Consider the following 18,592-nt stretch of genomic DNA (forward strand, 5'->3'; position numbering starts at 1 on the left):
CTACCAGGGTATCTAATCCTGTTCGCTACCCACGCTTTCGTCCCTCAGCGTCAGTGTATTGTTAGTAATCTGCCTTCGCAATTGGTATTCTGTGTAATATCTATGCATTTCACCGCTACACTACACATTCTAACTACTTCACAATAACTCAAGTCTATCAGTATCAAAGGCCATTCTACCGTTGAGCGGCAGGATTTCACCTCTGACTTAATAGACCGCCTACGGACCCTTTAAACCCAATGATTCCGGATAACGCTTGGATCCTCCGTATTACCGCGGCTGCTGGCACGGAGTTAGCCGATCCTTATTCGTACAGTACCGTCAACTACCCACACGTGGATAGATTTCTTCCTGTATAAAAGCAGTTTACAACCCATAGGGCCGTCTTCCTGCACGCTGCATGGCTGGATCAGAGTTTCCTCCATTGTCCAATATTCCTTACTGCTGCCTCCCGTAGGAGTCTGGTCCGTGTCTCAGTACCAGTGTGGGGGGTCTCCCTCTCAGGACCCCTACCTATCGTAGTCTTGGTAAGCCGTTACCTTACCAACAAACTAATAGGACGCATGCCCATCTTTTACCACCGGAGTTTTCCTCTATTTAAAATGCTATAAATAGAGCTTATGAGGTATTATTCAAAATTTCTCTTGGGTATCCCTCTGTAAAAGGTAGGTTGCATACGCGTTACTCACCCGTGCGCCGGTCGTCAGCAGAGTGCAAGCACTCTCTGTTACCCCTCGACTTGCATGTATTAAGCCTGCAGCTAGCGTTCATCCTGAGCCAGGATCAAACTCTTCGTTGTAGTTCTTTAAAAAAAATTTAACAACTTAGTAATTGACTTCGTCTCAAAATGGTTATTTCTTCGCTTTGTATCTTTCGATACGCGCTGTCATATTATCAATTTATCAATGAACTTTTAAGCTTTAAAGTAACAAACTTTGTCCCTTAAGCGGCTGCAAATATAAAACGGTTTTTATATAAACCAACACCGTTTCCTGTTTTTTTTTATTTTTTTTTTAAAACCCAGAAATTACACTATAATATAATAAATTTTATATAGTTTTTGAAATTTAAAAAGCTTGTTTATTTTATGATTTAAAAAAGGGGTTTATCACAAATGAATAGTTTTTAAAATACTGTTTGTCAGATCTATTGAAACATGTTCCAAACCAAACCAAACCTTATCACACCATCTCTATAGGGAACAAATGGAGAAGAATAATAATCATAACCTGTCCTGTCACTATTAAAGTGTTCATACTTTAAAAAAATTCGTGTTTGTTGAATTTTTGCATTTAAAAAAAGATCAACTCTTGGAAAATTTCCAATTTGAGTGTGATTTTGAGACACAAACTCTCCAAGAACAGGATGATATTGATCAGCATAATATTTTGAAAAATATTGAAATGTAGCGCCTGTTTGAATAAATAATGCTTTTTTGAATACGAAAGTTTCTAAAAAAAAGGAGGTTCGGGTTATCCATTCAGGAACATTTAACGGCGTAAAACCTATATCTTGTTCATTAGATAATATTTTTTGAAATTGGACAGTATTAACTAATCCAAACTTCCAGAATTTAATATGTTGGAAAAATCTTGCTTTAAAATAATCTATCCTATTTTTTGACTGAGTTGGTGATATTGTAAACATTTTATTTATTTGATCTGTCGGAGTTATATCTTTAAAAAATAAATAATCATCTATCCCCTGAAGGTTTACTGACAAAACACCCCATTTTGGGTGACCAATCTCAGCGTTTAAGGCACTTGTTTTTTGCAATAGCCAATCATTATTATTCCAATTATAGTCAGCATAACTACTTCTAAAAAGATAATAATTAAAATTAGGGGATTCTGTTCTGTATTGAAATTCAGCATTTATGTATAATTCATTTTTATATTTCTTTTCTATTTGAAAATTAAATACTGAGTTGCCAAAATCATTTTTTAATGTTTTTTGAACTTTAAGCATAAGCAAATAGCCTGATATTGATTTGTTCCACCCCGCACTAATTGTTTGTTGATTTACGCTAAGCTCCTGAGTGCTATTAAAATTAATTTCGTCTGATTGAGCATTCTCCTTAAAATAAGTCCATTTATCAAACTGTAATCCAAAATCAAAAGACCCAATTATACCCGTGTTGTAACTAGAATAAAATTTATTTTCAATCGCCCTTAATTTATGAACGTCTTGAATGTTGTTAGAAACAGGTTTTCCCTCGGAAGTAACAATTAAGTTTTCACCTAGAAAATCGTTCGACTTATTTTGACTAAACACATGATTTTTTGTTTCATACACAAAATCATGACCAATTGTTAAGTTATATTTCAAAGAATCTTTTGATGAAGGAATTAATTTATAGCTTTGACTTGTATAATATCTTTTACCTTGAATTGTGTTTTGCGCCTCAAGGTTAGTAACTAACCGTGCGCGATCAAGAAAACCATCGTATTCAAGCTCCTCTACAGCCTTTTCAAAAAAATAAACTGATAAACTGTCTATACCTCCATTTTCTTGTGCACTTAATTTCTGAGTTACAATATGTGTCCTTAATTGGTACCTTTCGTTGAAATTTTTATATTGAGTTGAAAGCCTAAGGTTAGTTGCATTAGTTCTTGAATTTACATAATTACCAAGAGACCTTAATCCTTTATGAGCAATAGTTAAATTGAAGTTTGGAGAAGTATTAACTGAAATTAAAGCATCAAGTAATTGACCTTGGTCAAAAGTAGTTTTAAAAAATAATTCAGTTAAAGGAGTTGGCACTTCGTAATACTGAACATCTTCCCTTTCAATATAACCGTAATTTCTTCCAATAGCCCCAAGTTGAGGATTGACTTTTTCTTCTGTAAAATCATATCCCATCCTATTAAATCCCTGCCCAACATTTAACATTGGTAATAATTCGAAGTAATCTTTTCTTAAATAATTAAATTTATATTCCTTAAGTATATTTAACGTCGTGTCAATAAACTCTGTAGAGCCATCCTCATAAAAAACTTTATAATTCTTAATTAATAGTGTATCCATAATTATTTTTCTGTAGCGAACAATTTTACTTTTTTTAGAAGCTTCTAACAAGCTCTCTTTTTTCGCTAGATCTTCTTTTGTTTTAACCTTGAAAGTAGGTGTTTCTTCTAGCATAGCTATTGAGTCAAAAGAAGAGTTTCTTGAAACCTCAATTGATAAAGAATCTGTTTTAGTGGTAGAATTTATTTTTGAAATTGAATCAGCTATTCGCAACTCTAAGTCTTGGGCCTTCAAAAAGCCACCTATCATAAAAATAATTAGGAAAATTAAACGCATAGTATTAATTTCTAATCAAAGTTAAAGGTTCTATCTCTTTTTAGCTTTAATTTTAATAAATTAAAGTTTACTTTAAAATTAATGAGTTTAACTCTGTGTCTTTTTGAATCACTTGAAGCAGGTGTTGACGAAGCAGGAAGAGGAAGTCTTGCTGGCCCGGTTACTGCTGCTGCAGTTATTCTTCCTTTGGGCGCAAACATACCTGGCTTAAATGACTCGAAAAAGCTATCAAAGCTTAAACGTGAAAAACTTCGAGTCGAAATAGAGAATAAAGCATTAGCCTACTCAGTTGTTAATATAGACTCAAGGGTCATTGATAAAATCAATATCTTAAATGCAACCATTAAAGCAATGCATGAAGCAATTAAACTATTGAAGATTATTCCCGACCATCTTTTGATTGATGGAAATTATTTTAATAAATATCAAAATATTCCTCACAAATGTATAGTTAGAGGGGATAGTAAATATCAAAATATAGCAGCTGCATCTATACTTGCTAAAACATATCGAGATGAACTTATGTTAAATTTAGATCAAAATTTCAAAAACTATAGATGGAATAAAAATAAAGGATACGGAACAAAGGAACACAGGGAGGCTATATTAAAGCATGGAGCTACAAAACATCATAGAAAATCATTTCGATTATTAAACAAACAGTTGGCCCTAAATTTATAAGTCTTTACTTTTATAGAATATGAAATATGTAAAAATTTTATTTATTAGTTTATTATCTATTTTAGGCTGTGAATCGGATCAAAAAAAGGAACAAAACCTTTATCAATTTATTCCACAAAACACGCAGGCAATAATAATAATAAATGAAGGTTCTTTGTTTAAAGAAGCATGGCATAATAGTTCTTCCATTAAATCTTTAAGCCCAGAGGAAGAAGAAACCAAAGTGTTAATGTCATTAATAAAAAACACCTCTGAAACTAGTTCAATCTTATGTTTTTCACCAACAGGAAAGGAAAAGTTTTCCTCTATACTAATTCAAAGAAACAAAAAAGATACACTCCAATCCGATTCTAAATATTCTAATTACTCAGGTATTAATATTAAAAAAACTCAAATTGAAGGAATTATTTTTTTTAAAATACAAATTAACGAAAGTGAAATAATTTCTGACTCCAAGTTAATAATAGAAAATATAATTAGAAATTATCAATCAAAACAACTTGGAATTTATGATAAAGATTTTTATCAATTAATCGATAATCTTGAAGCTAAATCTGTATTCAATATCTTAATAAATAAAAAGTCTAATTCCTTTTTAAATAGATTTTTACCAAAACCATATTTGTTTCCAAATTTTAATGAAACCTGGATTGCATTTGACGGTAACTTTAATTCACCATTACTTGGCCTTGACGGAATAACCATTACAAGAGACTCCATCCCTTCTATGTTAGGTGTTTTTAAAAGTTTAAATCCAAACAAAATTAAAAGTGTCAAAATAATTCCTAATACTTTTAGCTCATTTGTTAGCTTTCCAATAGGAAACATGCCTCAACTTAGCGATCAAATTAAAACATACGCTAAATATTATAATACTGCTTTAAACACTAAGGCTTTGAAAAAATTTAGTTCTATTGATGAAATAACAATAATGGAACATAACGATGGAAATGCTGTAATTCTCCATAGATCAAACATAAATCAGTCTAATATTAACTCAGTTACTGAAGAAAGTTCATATAGAAACATTTCATATGGAAGAATTAATAAATCTCCTGAAGCTTTAAACACAATTTTGGATTTATTTAAAATTGAATTTAAAGTTGAGTTCGCTGCTATAATTGACGACTTTTATGTTCTTAGTAATCAAGAATCTTTAATGAAAACAATTATAAGTAGTGTCAAAGATGATTCAACAATAAATAGTAATGAAAACTTTATTTCACTTATTAAAAGTTTGTCTGATTTAAATTCTGGAATATGGGTTAGTAAAACGGGTTTGTTTAATTCCAAAAAATCTCTACTAGATTTCAACTCAAAACAATTCCCGCTAATTGCAATGCAATGGGTTAGTGATAGAGAAATTTCCCATCTCCATATTCGTTTTGGAGCTGAGGTTCCAAAGAATAAAAAAAATACTGTAGTGAATCAAGTAAGTATTAATTCTGAATCAACCATAGTTTCACCTCCTAAGTGGATTAAGAATCATAGATCAAATGGATACGATATTGTTTTTCAGGATGACAACAATGTATTATACCTTTATTCTAATACCGGAAATCTTTTCTGGAAAAAAAAGCTTAAAGAAAAAATTATTGGTGAGATAACTCAGGTAGATTTATATAAAAATAAAAAACTGCAAATGGCATTTAGAACTAAAAGTCATTTTATGATTTTAGATCGAAATGGTAAAATTGTTAAACCTTTTGATAAAATTATAAAGTCAAATTCTAATACTCTTCCACTTTCTGTTTTTGATTATGATGAAAATAGAAATTACAGGTTTTTATTAGCCCAAGGCAAAAACATACTTATGTTAGATTCCAAAGGAGAAAAAGTTAATGGTTTTAAATTTTCTAAAACTCGTAGTTCAATTATTAATCCTGTTAAGCATATTAAAATAAAAGAAAAAGATTTTATAGTAGTTCAAGAAGAAAATGGTAAGATAAATATTTTAAACAGAAGAGGAGAAAGTATAGTTAATGTTGATTCAAACTTATCTCTCAGTAAAAACCCAATATGGTCCTATCTTAATACTTTCACAACTTCTGATATTAAAGGAAATATGGTTCAAATAGACACAAAAGGAAATGTTATAAAAACTCCAGAGGAGTGGGCTTCTAATCATTTATTGGAAATGACAACTAAAACATTGGTTAGTATATCAGAAAACATAATTACTATCAAAGGTATTCCTGTAAAACTTCCTTATGGAAATTACACGAGACCTAAAATATTTTATATTAATAACACCATTTATATAGCTACAACTGACTTAGATTCACAAAAAGTTTATTTTTTTCTAAGTAATGGGAGTTCAGTTAAAGGGTTTCCTGTATATGGAACAGGCGTTGTTGATGTTATAAATGCAGATAATGATGAGTCACTTGAGATGATAGTTCAATCAGAAGCTGACGGAATAATTATTTATCAAGTTAATTAGTCCGTTAACTTTGCTTCAAAAATATTTCCAAAATAAAATTTAATTTTTGAAACAACTTCTTCAAAAGGAATTTGTTTTCCAATTTCTTTTTGCATTGAAGTAACTCCTTTTCCTTTTATTCCGCAAGGGATTATATTGTCAAAATAATTGAGGTCTGTATTAATATTTAATGCAAAGCCATGCATTGTAACCCATCTACTTGCTCTAATTCCCATTGCGCATATTTTTCTCGAAAAAGGAGTTCCAACATCTAACCAAACACCGGTCTCACCAGGACTTCTTTGTCCTTTAATCCCAAAATCATTTAATGTTTGAATTATTATATCTTCTAATTTTCTGAGATATTTGTGAATATCAGTAAAAAAATTTTCCAAATCTAAAATTGGATAAACAACTAATTGTCCTGGACCATGAAATGTAATATCTCCCCCACGATTAGACTTAACAAAATCAACACCCTTTTTACTAAGAATTGATTTATCAATTAATAAATTATGTTGATCTCCACTTTTACCTATAGTATAGACAGGTTGGTGTTCTAAGAAAATTAAATAGTTAGGAGTTTTTATTGATTTTTTTGATGATCTATTATGTTTTTTAATTTCAATGATTGACTTGAGCAACTTTTCCTGTTTGTTCCACGCAAAAGTATATTTTTGTTTTCCCCAGTTTTCAGTTTGTACATTTTTATTTCTATACTCAATCATTATGTATTCGTTTTATTTAAAATTACCAAAGCAGCAATTACACCTGGAACCCAACCACATATTGTAAGAATAAAAACAATTAAAATAGAACCACAACCTTTGTCAAATACTGAAAGAGGAGGGAATAAAATTGATAAAAGAACTCTAGTTATGGACATACTTAATTACATCGAATCAAAGATACAAATTTTGACAGCTCAGTAAATAACATTAGTTATCTTTACATAAATGAAATTTTACTATGTCATCTCTATCAGAACAAGAACAAATTAGACGTGAAAAACTTGAGGATCTCAAAAAGTTAGGAATAAATCCTTATCCTGCGGCTTTATATCCAATTAATAACAATTCGAAAAGCATTAAACAAAATTACAAGGAGGGTCATGCTGTTATAATAGCAGGTAGGATTATGTCTAGGAGGATCCAGGGTAAAGCAAGCTTTGCAGAGATACAAGATAGTATGGGTAGGGTTCAAGTGTATTTTAACAGGGATGAATTATGTCCTGGTGAGGATAAAAAACTATATAATAATATTTATAAAAAACTTTTAGACATAGGTGATATAATTGGAATTGAAGGGGTTCTCTTTACAACTCAAGTTGGTGAAAAAACAGTTATGGTAAAAAACTTTACAGTCCTCAACAAATCTTTAAGACCACTCCCATTACCTAAAGTAGATAGCCAAGGGAATGCCTATGATGAGTTTACTGATACTGAATTAAGATACAGACAAAGGTATGTTGATTTAATAGTTAACCAAGAGGTGAAAAATACTTTTATTAAAAGAACTAAAATAACTAATAGTATTAGAAACTTTTTAAATGAAAAAAGTTACTTAGAGGTAGAAACACCTATACTACAACCAATTCCTGGAGGAGCAGCAGCAAGACCATTTACTACTCATCACAACGCGCATAATGTTCCATTATATCTTAGAGTCGCGAACGAACTTTACCTAAAAAGACTTATTGTAGGAGGGTTTGATGGTGTTTATGAGTTTTCAAAAGACTTTAGAAATGAAGGAATGGATCGAACACACAATCCAGAGTTTACTATTATGGAGCTATATGTAGCTTATAAAGACTATTTATGGATGATGGAAACAACCGAAGAGTTATTAGAAAAAGTAGCAATTGATTCAACTGGAAATTCAATTGTTGAGGTTGGAGAAACTAAAATTAATTTTAAAGCTCCTTATCCTCGAATTCCAATTTTAGAGGCAATTAAAATTCATACGGGATATGATGTCTCTGACATGAGTGAGTCTGAACTTATAAATACTGCAAAAAAAATAGGGATAGACATAGACCAATCAATGGGAATTGGAAAAATTATTGATGAGATTTTCAGTAAGAAGTGTGAACATAAATATATTCAACCAACTTTTATAATAGATTATCCCAAAGAAATGAGTCCTTTAACTAAAGAGCATCGTGATAATAAAAAATTGACAGAAAGATTTGAATTGATGGTGAATGGAAATGAGTTAGCTAATGCTTATTCGGAATTAAATGATCCAATAGATCAAAAAAAACGTTTTGAAGAACAATTAAAACTAAGTGAAAAAGGAGATGACGAGGCAATGTTTATAGATCAAGATTTCTTAAGAGCTCTTGAATATGGTATGCCTCCAACTTCCGGAATTGGAATTGGAATTGATAGACTTGTAATGTTGTTAACCAATAACACTTCAATTCAAGAGGTTTTGTTTTTTCCTCAAATGAAACCTGAAAAAAAACAAACAGAATTAACCGATAGTGAAAAAGTAATTTTCAATATTCTTAAAAATGAAAAAAATCTTGACTTATCAGATCTTAAAGAAAAATGCGAACTAAGCAATAAGGCCTGGGATAAAGGTGTTAAGAGTTTAGTTAAGAACGGCCTTGCTAAGGTCGCCAGACAAGACAATATTTTAACTATTGAAATAAAAGAGTGAAACTTAGTTCATGAATAAGTTTTTTTACATCAATTATTAAAACTCTTTAAAAAGTATCTATAACTTTATTAAAAGCGTTTAGGGTAAATTCGATGTCATCATATGATAGTGCATCATTTAAAAAATAGCTTTCATATGCACTTGGAGGAAGATATATTCCTTTAGCTAACATTCCATGAAAATATTTTTTAAAAAACTTATTATCTCCCCTTGATGATGAGCTAAAATCAACAACCTTAGAATCAGTAAAATGTAATGAAATCATCGAACCAAATCGATTAATTCGAAATGGTATAGATTTCTTATTTAAACATTTTTTCATTCCTTCATGGAGAGCTTTTGTTTTATCTTCTAAGCGAGTATATATATCTAGATCATTTCTTAATGCTTTAATTGTCGTTAATCCAGCAGACATAGCTAACGGGTTTCCACTTAAGGTTCCAGCTTGATAAACTGATCCCTCAGGAGCCAGCTTTTTCATAATATCATTATTTGATGCAAAAGCTCCTACAGGAAGACCTCCTCCAATTACTTTTCCATAAGTGACAATATCCGCCTTAACGCCCAAAACCTCCTGTGCTCCTCCTAAAGAAAGTCTAAATCCAGTCATAACTTCATCAAAAATCAAAAGTGATTGATTTTCATTACAAATTTCTCTAATTGATTCTAAAAAACCTGTAACCGGGGGAATACAACCCATATTTCCTGCTACAGGCTCAATAATCACTGCTGCAATTTTATTAGGATGCATTTTAAAATGCAACTTAACACTATCAATATCATTATAATTAGCTATTAAAGTGTCTTTAGCAGTACCCTTTGTTACACCAGGACTGTTTGGACTTCCAAAAGTAACAGCTCCACTTCCTGCTTCTATCAAAAAAGAGTCAGAATGTCCATGATAACATCCAGAAAATTTAATTATTTTATCTCTGTTAGTGTATCCTCTTGCTAGTCTTATAGCGCTCATACATGCCTCAGTTCCTGAATTAACAAATCGAACTTTATCAATATTTGGAACAGATGAAATAACTAATTCAGCAATTTCAGTCTCTATAGCTGTAGGCATTCCAAATGAAGTTCCATTTTTAGCAATGTTTGAAATACTATTAACTACGGGTTCATAAGCATGTCCAAGAATCATAGGCCCCCAACTCGAAATAAAGTCTATATATCTATTATCGTCTTCATCAAATAAATATGCTCCTTTAGCCTTCTTAACAAAAATTGGAGATCCACCAACAGCTTTGAATGCTCTAACTGGAGAATTAACCCCTCCAGGTATACTTAATTTCGCATACTCAAATAATTCACTACTCCTTTTATATTGCATTTATTTATTTTGAGTATTTATATTTAGCTCTTGACCCAAATATATTGTATTGTTTTTTAGATTATTATTTTTAACCAGCTCTTTAATTGATATATCGTATTTCTTAGAAATTGAATACAATGTATCTCCATTTTTCACTTTATAATAAGTTATTTTTTTAGTCTTATTTTTATTAATTAAAAATCTACGTTTATCAAAACGATACAATTCATAGCGCTCAATTAAGTCTATTAATTTTTGTGGATATTTTGGATCAGTCGCATATCCAGCCTTTTTGAGCCCTTTTGCCCAAGCCTTGTAATTATTTAGTTTGTATTTAAACAAGAAACTATACCTACCTCGCTTAGATAAAAAAATAGAATGGTCTCGGTATGATTTTTTTGCATTTTTATATACTCTAAAACACTCACCTTTTTCATCGTCATCATGATATATTTTTTTTCCTTTCCATCCTTTATGACATTTAATACCAAAGTGATTATTAGCTTTCTGTGCTAACGTTCCATATCCAAGACCTGACTCCAGCATACCTTGGGCTAGGGTAATACTTGCTGGGATTTTAAATTTTTTCATTTCTTCTTTAGCAACTGGAGAAAATTTTAATATGTAATCTTTAGCTTTATCAGAACTTGATTTTCTTTTTAAAGCAATCTTTTTTTTAGAAAGACTTTTTAGCTTTTCAGTAGAGCGTGTGTTTTTAAGATTTGATACTTTTCGATTATTTAATTTTCTAAATGACCCACATCCAGATAAAAGAACAAAAGCCAATAAAAGAACTACAGGCTTTAAATTGATATACATGTTAAACCTTTTTGAGATTGTCTTAAATTGAATCCTTCTATAGATTGAAGACCTCCAGTATGAAAAGCTAAAATATTTTTTCCCCAAATCCATTTACCTCTTTTTATTTTATCAAAAATACCAAAAAGCATTTTGCCCGAGTAGATTGGATCTAACTGAATAGAGTATTTTTCTTTAAAATTGTTAATAAAAGAAATTAATTCAGGTTTAGTTTTGGCATACCCGCCAAAAGTATAATTATCAATAAGATCCCAGTTATTATCTTTAACCAAGTTATTTACTTCATTTTTTAATTCTTGATTATTTAAAGATGAATATCCTATAACTTTTTGATTAGAGTTCGAACTCTTTATTAATCCAGCTATTGTACCACCAGTTCCTACAGGACAACATAAAGAGTCATAAATTCCATCTTCTTCCTGAAGCATTTCAGAGGTTCCTCGAATTGCCAATTCATTTGTACCTCCTTCTGGAATAATATATAAATCTTTGGGGGAAAAGTCTATTAAACTCCAAAACTTAGAAGAAGACTTTTGTTTATAAATTTTTCTTGAGACATATAACAGCTTCATTCCGTTATCGATACAATTAGTAAGTGTTGGATTCTCTTTTACCTTATAACTCCACTCGTCTCCTCTTACGATTCCAAAAGTTTTTATTCCATTTATTTTACCTGCTAGTGCTGTGGCAAATAAATGATTAGAAAAGGCTCCACCAAAAGTTATTATTCCTTTTGAATTATTAGTTTTAGCTTTTAATATATTGTATTTGAGTTTACGATATTTATTTCCTTTTATTCCTTCACCAAATTCATCTTCTCTTCTAATCCAAATCTTACAGCCATTAATTTCTGTTATAAAATTTGTTGCTACCTTCATTAGTTGAAATAAATTTACAAAATTACTAAAGGTAAGATTTAGCCATTTTTAGCGCTTCTTCAATACCATTAACGTCTTTACCTCCCGCTGTAGCATAAAACTCCTGTCCACCTCCACTTCCTTGAATATAACTCCCTAAACCTTTTACTACATCGGAAGCATTATAATTTTGAGACTTTACAAGGCTTTTAGAAATAAAACAGCTAAGTAATGGCTTATTGTTTTTTCTTGATGCTAAAACCAAAAATAAATTTTCCATTTCATTCCCTATTTCAAATGCTAAATCTTTTAGGTTCTTAGCATCCAAATCAACCTCATGAGCAGCGAAATTTATTTTATTTTTTGAAATAATATTTCTTTTAATATCTGACTTTAAAGCCTTTAACTTTAATTTACTTAAATCAGATATTTCCTTTTTAAGATTATTATTTTCATTCATCAAACTTGTGTAAACTTGAACAGGATCTTTTTGCTGCTTCATTACAACTTTAAGATCATTTAACACTTGACTTTGTTCTTCAAAGCATGAAATCACTGCATCTCCAGTAATTGCTTCAATTCTTCTAATTCCTGAGGCTACCGCAGTTTCACTTGTAATTTTAAAATACCATATTTCAGAAGTGTTTTTAACATGGCATCCTCCACAAAGTTCAATTGATTTTCCAAAACGAATGGTTCTTACTGTATCTCCATATTTTTCACCAAAGAGAGCCATTGCCCCTTGTTCAACTGCAGATTTAAATGGAATATTTCTAGCTTCATCTAGAGGCAATTGCTCTTTAATACGCGAATTAACAAAATTTTCAACTTGCTGAATTTGATCATCATTTAACTTTAAGAAATGAGAAAAATCAAATCTAAACATCCCAGAATTTACCATTGAACCTTTTTGTTCAACATGGTCTCCTAAAATGTTTCTTAATGCCTGATGCATTAAATGAGTTGCTGTATGATTTGAAGATGATCTGGCTCGTTCTTTTTTATCTACAACTGCCCTGTAAATCTCTTTAATACCATTAGGAATGGTTTTTGAGAAATGTATTATGAGGTTGTTTTCCTTTTTAGTATCAGTTATATAATGAATAGTTCCATTGTTTTCTTGAAGAAGTCCTTTGTCTCCAACTTGCCCCCCTCCCTCAGGGTAAAAGGGAGTCAAATTAAAAACTATTTGGTAAAAGTCTCCATCTTTTTGATTGTTTAGTTTTCGATAACGAGTGATTTTGACATCAGTTTCCAAAATATCATATCCCACAAATTCTTTAACATCATCATCTAAAATAATTTTCCAATCTCCAGATGAAGATGCAGCATCAGCTCTTGATCTTTTTTTTTGTTTTTTCATTTCATCATTGAATCCTTCCTCATCAATTTTAAACTTCTTTTCTCTTGCTATTAAAGCAGTTAAATCTAATGGAAATCCAAAAGTGTCGTATAATTCAAATATTTTCTTTCCGCTTAAAATTTCATTATCTGATGTAATTAATAGAGAATTTAGCATAACTAAGCCTTGATCAAGGGTTTTTAGGAATGATGTCTCTTCTTCTCTTATTACATTTTCAGCCAATTTTTGTTGTTTATTAAGTTCTGGGAAAACTAGACTCATTTGTTTACTTAAAGTATCAACCAACTTATTTATAAATGGTTGTTTCTGATTTAAAAAAGTAAACCCATAACGAATTGCTCTTCTAAGTATTCTTCGAATCACATAACCCGCACCAGTATTACTTGGTAATTGTCCGTCGGCAATTGAAAAATAAACAGTTCTTATATGGTCAGCAATTACTCTTATGGCTCTATCAATCTTTTTATTTCTACCATAAGTGGTGTTAGTGAGAGTTTCTATTTCAATGATTAGAGGTTTAAAAATATCTGTATCATAATTAGAAGTTACTCCCTGAAGAACCATACAAAGCCTCTCAAATCCCATACCTGTATCTACATGTTTAGCGGGGAGTTTTTCTAAAGATCCATCTGATTTTCTATTAAATTCCATAAAAACCAAATTCCAAACCTCTATAACTTGAGGGTGATCTTTGTTTACTAACTGGCTTCCAGAAACCGAATTCTTTTCAGACTTTGAACGAATATCTATATGAATTTCAGAACAAGGACCGCATGGACCTTGAGCACCCATTTCCCAAAAATTATCCTTTTTATTTCCATTAAGAATTCTTTCTTCAGGTAAAATAGCTCTCCAGTATTTAAAAGCCTCATTATCTCTATCAAGATGCTCAGATTTATCACCCTCAAAAATAGTGACGTATATATTATCTTTATCTATTTTATAAACCTCGGTAAGAAGTTCCCATGCCCAATTAATTGCCTCTTTTTTAAAATAATCCCCAAAACTCCAGTTCCCTAGCATTTCAAAAAAAGTATGATGATAAGTGTCTATTCCGACTTCTTCAAGATCATTATGCTTCCCAGAAACTCTAAGACACTTTTGAGTATCTGCAATTCTTGAATTTTTAGAATTATTATTACCTAAAAAAAATTCTTTAAATTGATTCATTCCAGCATTAGTGAACATTAACGTTGGATCGTTTTTAATTACCATTGGAGCAGAAGAAACTATTTCATGTTGCTTAGAAGCAAAAAAATCTAAAAACTTTTTACGTACTAATTCAGATTTCATAAAAGATATTATAAATAAATTTCATACAAAGATAAGTATCTGAATGGAAATGACTATTAGGGAAAAGAAAGGATTTAGTATGCTTTTGTTATATTTGCATATTATTATATTCTATAATCTTTAATAGCTTGAATTTATATGGCTAAAGTTAAATACTATTTTGATTACAAAACATTATCCTATATACCTATAATAAAATCAAGAACACTTCAAGTTTCTAATTTTATTCTTTTTATACTGTCTGCAATTATTTTTGGAATATTTTCTTTATTCATTCTATTAAACTCTAATATTATATCAACACCAAAAGAAATAATTCAAGATAGAGAATTGGAAAATTATGCACTACAGTATGATTTAATGAATTTAAAGCTCAACCAAATTGAAAATGTTCTTGAAAACGTTCAGGAAAGAGATAATAATCTATACAGAGTATATTTTGAAGCTAGTCCAATACCTCAATCACAAAGAATTGTTGGTTTTGGAGGAATTAATAGATATAAAAATCTAGAAGGGTTTGAAAATTCAGAAATTATAGTTGATGCCAGCAAAAGGCTTGACATTTTAAGTAAACAATTAGTTGTCCAGTCTAAGTCACTTGATGAGATTGAATATTTAGCATCGAATAAGGTAGATTTATTATCGGCAATTCCATCAATTCAACCAATTAGAAATAAAGATCTTAAACGTCTTGCGTCTGGCTACGGATACAGAAGTGATCCTTTTACCAAAAAACCAAGAATGCATTGGGGAATGGATTTTACAGCACCCAAAGGAACTCCTGTTTATGCTACTGGAGATGGTCTTGTAAAAAGGGCTGATAATAGAGCTTCAGGTTATGGAAAGCACATAAGGGTTGATCATGGATTTGGATATGTTAGCTTATATGCACACATGAACAAGTTTCAAGTCAAAAGAGGTCAAAAAGTAAAAAGAGGTGAAATTATTGGGTATGTTGGAAATACTGGCCGTTCAGCAGGACCCCATCTTCACTACGAGGTTTTTAAGGATGGAGAAAAAATTAATCCCATTAATTTTTATTACGGGAATTTATCTTCTGAAGAATTTGATATTCTATTAAATTTAGCTAGTCAAGAAAATCAATCCCTTGATTAATGTTAGTTAACCTTCCAGAAAAACTTTATTACAATATAGGAGAAGTTGCTAATGCATTTAACGTAAAACCATCTTTATTACGTTTTTGGGAAAATGAATTTGATGAAATCAAGCCAAAGAAAAAAGAATCTGGCACAAGGAAATATACACCAGAAGATATTCAATTAATTCAACTTATTTTCCACCTGGTTAAAGAAAAAGGAATGACTTTAGATGGAGCAAAAAAGCAGTTAAAACAAAAAAAAGGAACAGCAGCTCAACAAGGTATTCTAATAAGGCTTGAGAAAATTAAATATGAACTAAAACAGATTTTAGATCAAATTTAATTACTTTTTTCTAATAAATATTGTGATTGGAACTCCTTTAAAATCAAGATTCTTTCGAAGTTGATTTTCAAGAAATCTTTTGTAGGGGTCTTTAACCAGTTTAGGATGATTACAGAAAAAAGCAAACTGTGGATAAGAAGTTGGTAGTTGAGTACAAAACTTAATCTTTACAAATTTTCCTTTTATTGCTGGAGGAGGATAATTTTCTATAATTGGAAGCATTAAGTCGTTAAGCTTTCTAGTTACTATTTTATTTGAACGGTTTTTATAAACATTAACAGCAAGCTCAATTGCTTTGTAAATTCTCTGTTTATTAAGCGTAGAAATGAATAAAATAGGAACATCTTCAAATGGAGAAATTTCTTTTCTAATTAAAGCTTCGTATTCTTTTACAGAATTTGTTGATTTTTCAACTAAGTCCCACTTATTGACTAATATAACAATGCCTTTATTATTTCTTTGAGCCAACCAAAAGATGTTCTGTACTTGACCATCAAATCCTCTTTTAGCATCCAAAAGAAGTATACAAACATCACTGTTTTCGATAGCTCTTACTGAGCGCATAACAGAATAAAACTCAATATCTTCCTTTACCTTTGACTTTTTTCTAATTCCCGCTGTATCAATCAAATTAAATTCAAAACCAAAGCGGTTATATTTCGTATCTATACTATCTCTGGTTGTTCCGGCAACATCAGTAACTATATAACGTTCCTCTCCAATTAATGCATTAATAAATGAAGACTTACCAGAATTTGGTCTACCCACAACTGCAAATCTTGGTAATAAACTTTGCTCTTCCTGTAAATGATCTGGAAATGTTTCAATCAATTTATCCAAAAGTTCTCCACTTCCACTTCCATTTATAGCTGAAATAGGGAAAATATGTTCAAACCCTAAAGCGTAAAACTCTAGAGAATTATCAAGTCTTTTTCCATTATCAGTTTTATTTACAGCAATAAGAACAGGTTTTTGGGACCTTCTAAGTAATTTAGATATAACCTCATCCATCCCTGTTATACCATCTTCAATATCAACCATGAAAATAATATTATCTGCTTCTTCTATTGCGAGAGTAACTTGTTTATCAATTTCTTTTTGAAAAACATCATCACTGTTTTCAACATAACCGCCAGTATCTATTAGAGTAAAATCTCTTCCATTCCAATCTGATTTACCATAATGACGATCTCGTGTAACTCCACTTTGTGCATCTACAATAGCTTCACGCCTTTGTATCATTCTATTAAAGAATGTTGATTTGCCAACATTTGGCCTACCTACTATAGCTACAATATTTCCCAATTTTTCTGGATTTTGAGCAAAAGTAACCCTTTTTATTTCAACAAAAGTATATGACTAATTTTAGTAACCAAAACGTTTCAATTGCTGAATATTAGATCTCCAGTTTTTTGAAACCTTAACATAAGTTTCAAGATGTATTTTTTTTCCAAAAAAGGCTTGTAAAGATTTTCTTGCACCCGTTCCAACTGTCTTTAATTTTTTTCCTTTGTGTCCTATTAATATTCCTTTTTGACTTTCTCTTTCTACAAGAATTACAGATCTAATTCTTATGATTTTTTCATCTTCAAAAAACTCCTCAGTTTCAACTTCTACAGAATAAGGAATTTCTTTTGTATAATGTTCTAAAATCTGAGATCGTATTGCTTCATTAACAAAAAAACGCTCTGGTTTATCGGTAATTTGATCTTTTGGAAAATATTCAGGTCCTTCAGGTAAAAGACCTTTTAAAATATTTAAAAGTTCAGGAATAAAAAATCCCGTTAAAGCTGAAATAGAATAAATAGAAGCTTTTGGAATTAGTTCCTCCCAGTGCTTCAAGGATGATTCAACTTCATCTTGATTAGACGTGTCTATTTTATTTATTAATACAACCACCGGCAGCTTACTATTTTGAATTTTCTTAAAAAGAGACTCATCTTTAATCTTTGTTTCGCCAATTGAAATCATATATATTAATATATCGGCATCATCCAGAGCTTCTTTAACAAAATTCATCATTGAATTTTGCATTTCATATGCTGGTTTTATAATTCCTGGGGTGTCAGATAAAACAATTTGATAATCTTCTCCATTAACAATTCCTAAAATTCTATGTCTAGTAGTTTGAGCTTTATGAGTTATAATAGACAGATCAAGACCCATAAGCGCATTCATTAGTGTTGATTTTCCAACATTTGGATTGCCTATAATTGTTATAAAGCCAGAACGGTGTGTTATATCTTTCACAAATCAAAGATAGCTTAAGCATCTCAATTTTGTCTAAAAAAATAATTGATGTATATGAATAATTGATGTATATTTGGCGTCCACATCGCGAGGTAGAGCAGTAGGTAGCTCGTTGGGCTCATAACCCAAAGGTCGCAGGTTCGAGTCCTGCCCTCGCTACTAAAACAATAAAACGGTTATACT

14 protein-coding genes, 1 tRNA gene and 1 rRNA gene are annotated in these 18,592 nt (G+C 30.7%); 6 read left to right on the top strand and 10 right to left on the bottom strand.

Going from position 1 to position 18,592, the window contains the following annotated elements:
- Both AC34EU_RS07905 and AC34EU_RS07910 read right to left on the bottom strand, forming a co-directional pair.
- A 16S ribosomal RNA gene (locus AC34EU_RS07905) occupies window positions 1-799 on the bottom strand; the annotation flags it as partial.
- Window positions 800-1,146: 347 nt separating this feature from the next.
- Window positions 1,147-3,303, bottom strand: coding sequence for a putative porin (locus AC34EU_RS07910; protein ID WP_489696168.1), 2,157 nt, complete (start codon window positions 3,301-3,303; stop codon window positions 1,147-1,149).
- Window positions 3,304-3,384: 81 nt separating this feature from the next.
- On the opposite strand from AC34EU_RS07910, the gene rnhB reads away from it, so the two are divergent.
- Together rnhB and AC34EU_RS07920 are read left to right on the top strand one after the other, a co-directional pair.
- Window positions 3,385-3,984, top strand: coding sequence for a ribonuclease HII (gene rnhB / locus AC34EU_RS07915; RefSeq protein ID WP_487534533.1), 600 nt, complete (start codon window positions 3,385-3,387; stop codon window positions 3,982-3,984).
- A 19-nt stretch (window positions 3,985-4,003) separates the two neighbouring features.
- Complete coding sequence (locus AC34EU_RS07920; RefSeq protein WP_489696169.1) at window positions 4,004-6,427, top strand: hypothetical protein; 2,424 nt, start codon at window positions 4,004-4,006, stop codon at window positions 6,425-6,427.
- Here AC34EU_RS07920 and lipB read toward each other — a convergent pair.
- Window positions 6,424-7,134, bottom strand: a complete 711-nt coding sequence (lipB, locus tag AC34EU_RS07925; protein ID WP_487534536.1) for a lipoyl(octanoyl) transferase LipB — start codon at window positions 7,132-7,134, stop codon at window positions 6,424-6,426. The genes AC34EU_RS07920 and lipB overlap by 4 nt on opposite strands.
- Window positions 7,134-7,292, bottom strand: a complete 159-nt coding sequence (locus tag AC34EU_RS07930; RefSeq protein WP_487534537.1) for a YqaE/Pmp3 family membrane protein — start codon at window positions 7,290-7,292, stop codon at window positions 7,134-7,136. The genes lipB and AC34EU_RS07930 overlap by 1 nt, the downstream gene beginning before the upstream one ends.
- A gap of 83 nt (window positions 7,293-7,375) precedes the next feature.
- Here AC34EU_RS07930 and lysS point away from each other — a divergent pair, with 83 nt between their 5' ends.
- Entirely contained in the window at window positions 7,376-9,070 is a 1,695-nt protein-coding gene (lysS, locus tag AC34EU_RS07935; RefSeq protein WP_487534539.1) for a lysine--tRNA ligase, read from the top strand.
- Window positions 9,071-9,116: 46 nt separating this feature from the next.
- On the opposite strand, the gene hemL is transcribed toward lysS, so the two are convergent.
- Genes hemL through alaS form a run of 4 tightly spaced genes read right to left on the bottom strand, consistent with a single transcriptional unit; the run spans window position 9,117 to window position 14,717 of the window.
- Window positions 9,117-10,403 carry a glutamate-1-semialdehyde 2,1-aminomutase gene (hemL, locus tag AC34EU_RS07940; RefSeq protein ID WP_487534540.1) on the bottom strand — a complete coding sequence of 429 codons (1,287 nt, stop codon included), beginning with the start codon at window positions 10,401-10,403 and terminating at the stop codon, window positions 9,117-9,119.
- Complete coding sequence (locus AC34EU_RS07945; protein WP_487534541.1) at window positions 10,404-11,204, bottom strand: glucosaminidase domain-containing protein; 801 nt, start codon at window positions 11,202-11,204, stop codon at window positions 10,404-10,406.
- Entirely contained in the window at window positions 11,189-12,082 is an 894-nt protein-coding gene (locus AC34EU_RS07950) for a 1-aminocyclopropane-1-carboxylate deaminase/D-cysteine desulfhydrase (RefSeq protein ID WP_487534542.1), read from the bottom strand. Before AC34EU_RS07950 ends, AC34EU_RS07945 begins: the two co-directional genes overlap by 16 nt.
- Window positions 12,083-12,107: 25 nt before the next feature.
- The gene (gene alaS, locus AC34EU_RS07955; RefSeq protein WP_487534543.1) at window positions 12,108-14,717 is read right to left on the bottom strand and encodes an alanine--tRNA ligase; all 2,610 of its coding nucleotides are present in this window, start codon (window positions 14,715-14,717) and stop codon (window positions 12,108-12,110) included.
- Between the two features lie 138 nt (window positions 14,718-14,855).
- On the opposite strand from alaS, the gene AC34EU_RS07960 reads away from it, so the two are divergent.
- Together AC34EU_RS07960 and AC34EU_RS07965 are read left to right on the top strand one after the other, a co-directional pair.
- On the top strand, window positions 14,856-15,833 hold the full coding sequence (locus tag AC34EU_RS07960) for a M23 family metallopeptidase (protein WP_487534544.1): 978 nt from the start codon (window positions 14,856-14,858) through the stop codon (window positions 15,831-15,833).
- Window positions 15,833-16,159 (top strand): MerR family transcriptional regulator, encoded by a 327-nt coding sequence (locus AC34EU_RS07965; protein ID WP_487534545.1) that lies wholly within the window; start codon window positions 15,833-15,835, stop codon window positions 16,157-16,159. Before AC34EU_RS07960 ends, AC34EU_RS07965 begins: the two co-directional genes overlap by 1 nt.
- On the opposite strand, the gene der is transcribed toward AC34EU_RS07965, so the two are convergent.
- Entirely contained in the window at window positions 16,160-17,464 is a 1,305-nt protein-coding gene (der, locus tag AC34EU_RS07970; RefSeq protein ID WP_487534546.1) for a ribosome biogenesis GTPase Der, read from the bottom strand.
- A gap of 60 nt (window positions 17,465-17,524) precedes the next feature.
- On the bottom strand, window positions 17,525-18,400 hold the full coding sequence (era, locus tag AC34EU_RS07975) for a GTPase Era (RefSeq protein WP_487534547.1): 876 nt from the start codon (window positions 18,398-18,400) through the stop codon (window positions 17,525-17,527).
- 95 nt (window positions 18,401-18,495) lie between these two features.
- Here era and AC34EU_RS07980 point away from each other — a divergent pair.
- Window positions 18,496-18,568: transfer RNA gene (locus AC34EU_RS07980), tRNA-Met, on the top strand.
- Window positions 18,569-18,592 lie beyond the last annotated feature (24 nt).

It is taken from the genome of Candidatus Marivariicella framensis (assembly GCF_982709265.1).

Excerpts from the sequence above, each read along its gene's own strand:
- AC34EU_RS07910 (WP_489696168.1), bottom strand. The coding sequence starts at position 3,303 with ATGCGTTTAATTTTCCTAATTATTTTTATGATAGGTGGCTTTTTGAAG.
- rnhB (WP_487534533.1), top strand. The coding sequence starts at position 3,385 with ATGAGTTTAACTCTGTGTCTTTTTGAATCACTTGAAGCAGGTGTTGAC.
- AC34EU_RS07920 (WP_489696169.1), top strand. The coding sequence starts at position 4,004 with ATGAAATATGTAAAAATTTTATTTATTAGTTTATTATCTATTTTAGGC.
- lipB (WP_487534536.1), bottom strand. The coding sequence starts at position 7,134 with ATGATTGAGTATAGAAATAAAAATGTACAAACTGAAAACTGGGGAAAA.
- AC34EU_RS07930 (WP_487534537.1), bottom strand. The coding sequence starts at position 7,292 with ATGTCCATAACTAGAGTTCTTTTATCAATTTTATTCCCTCCTCTTTCA.
- lysS (WP_487534539.1), top strand. The coding sequence starts at position 7,376 with ATGTCATCTCTATCAGAACAAGAACAAATTAGACGTGAAAAACTTGAG.
- hemL (WP_487534540.1), bottom strand. The coding sequence starts at position 10,403 with ATGCAATATAAAAGGAGTAGTGAATTATTTGAGTATGCGAAATTAAGT.
- AC34EU_RS07945 (WP_487534541.1), bottom strand. The coding sequence starts at position 11,204 with ATGTATATCAATTTAAAGCCTGTAGTTCTTTTATTGGCTTTTGTTCTT.
- AC34EU_RS07950 (WP_487534542.1), bottom strand. The coding sequence starts at position 12,082 with ATGAAGGTAGCAACAAATTTTATAACAGAAATTAATGGCTGTAAGATT.
- alaS (WP_487534543.1), bottom strand. The coding sequence starts at position 14,717 with ATGAAATCTGAATTAGTACGTAAAAAGTTTTTAGATTTTTTTGCTTCT.
- AC34EU_RS07960 (WP_487534544.1), top strand. The coding sequence starts at position 14,856 with ATGGCTAAAGTTAAATACTATTTTGATTACAAAACATTATCCTATATA.
- AC34EU_RS07965 (WP_487534545.1), top strand. The coding sequence starts at position 15,833 with ATGTTAGTTAACCTTCCAGAAAAACTTTATTACAATATAGGAGAAGTT.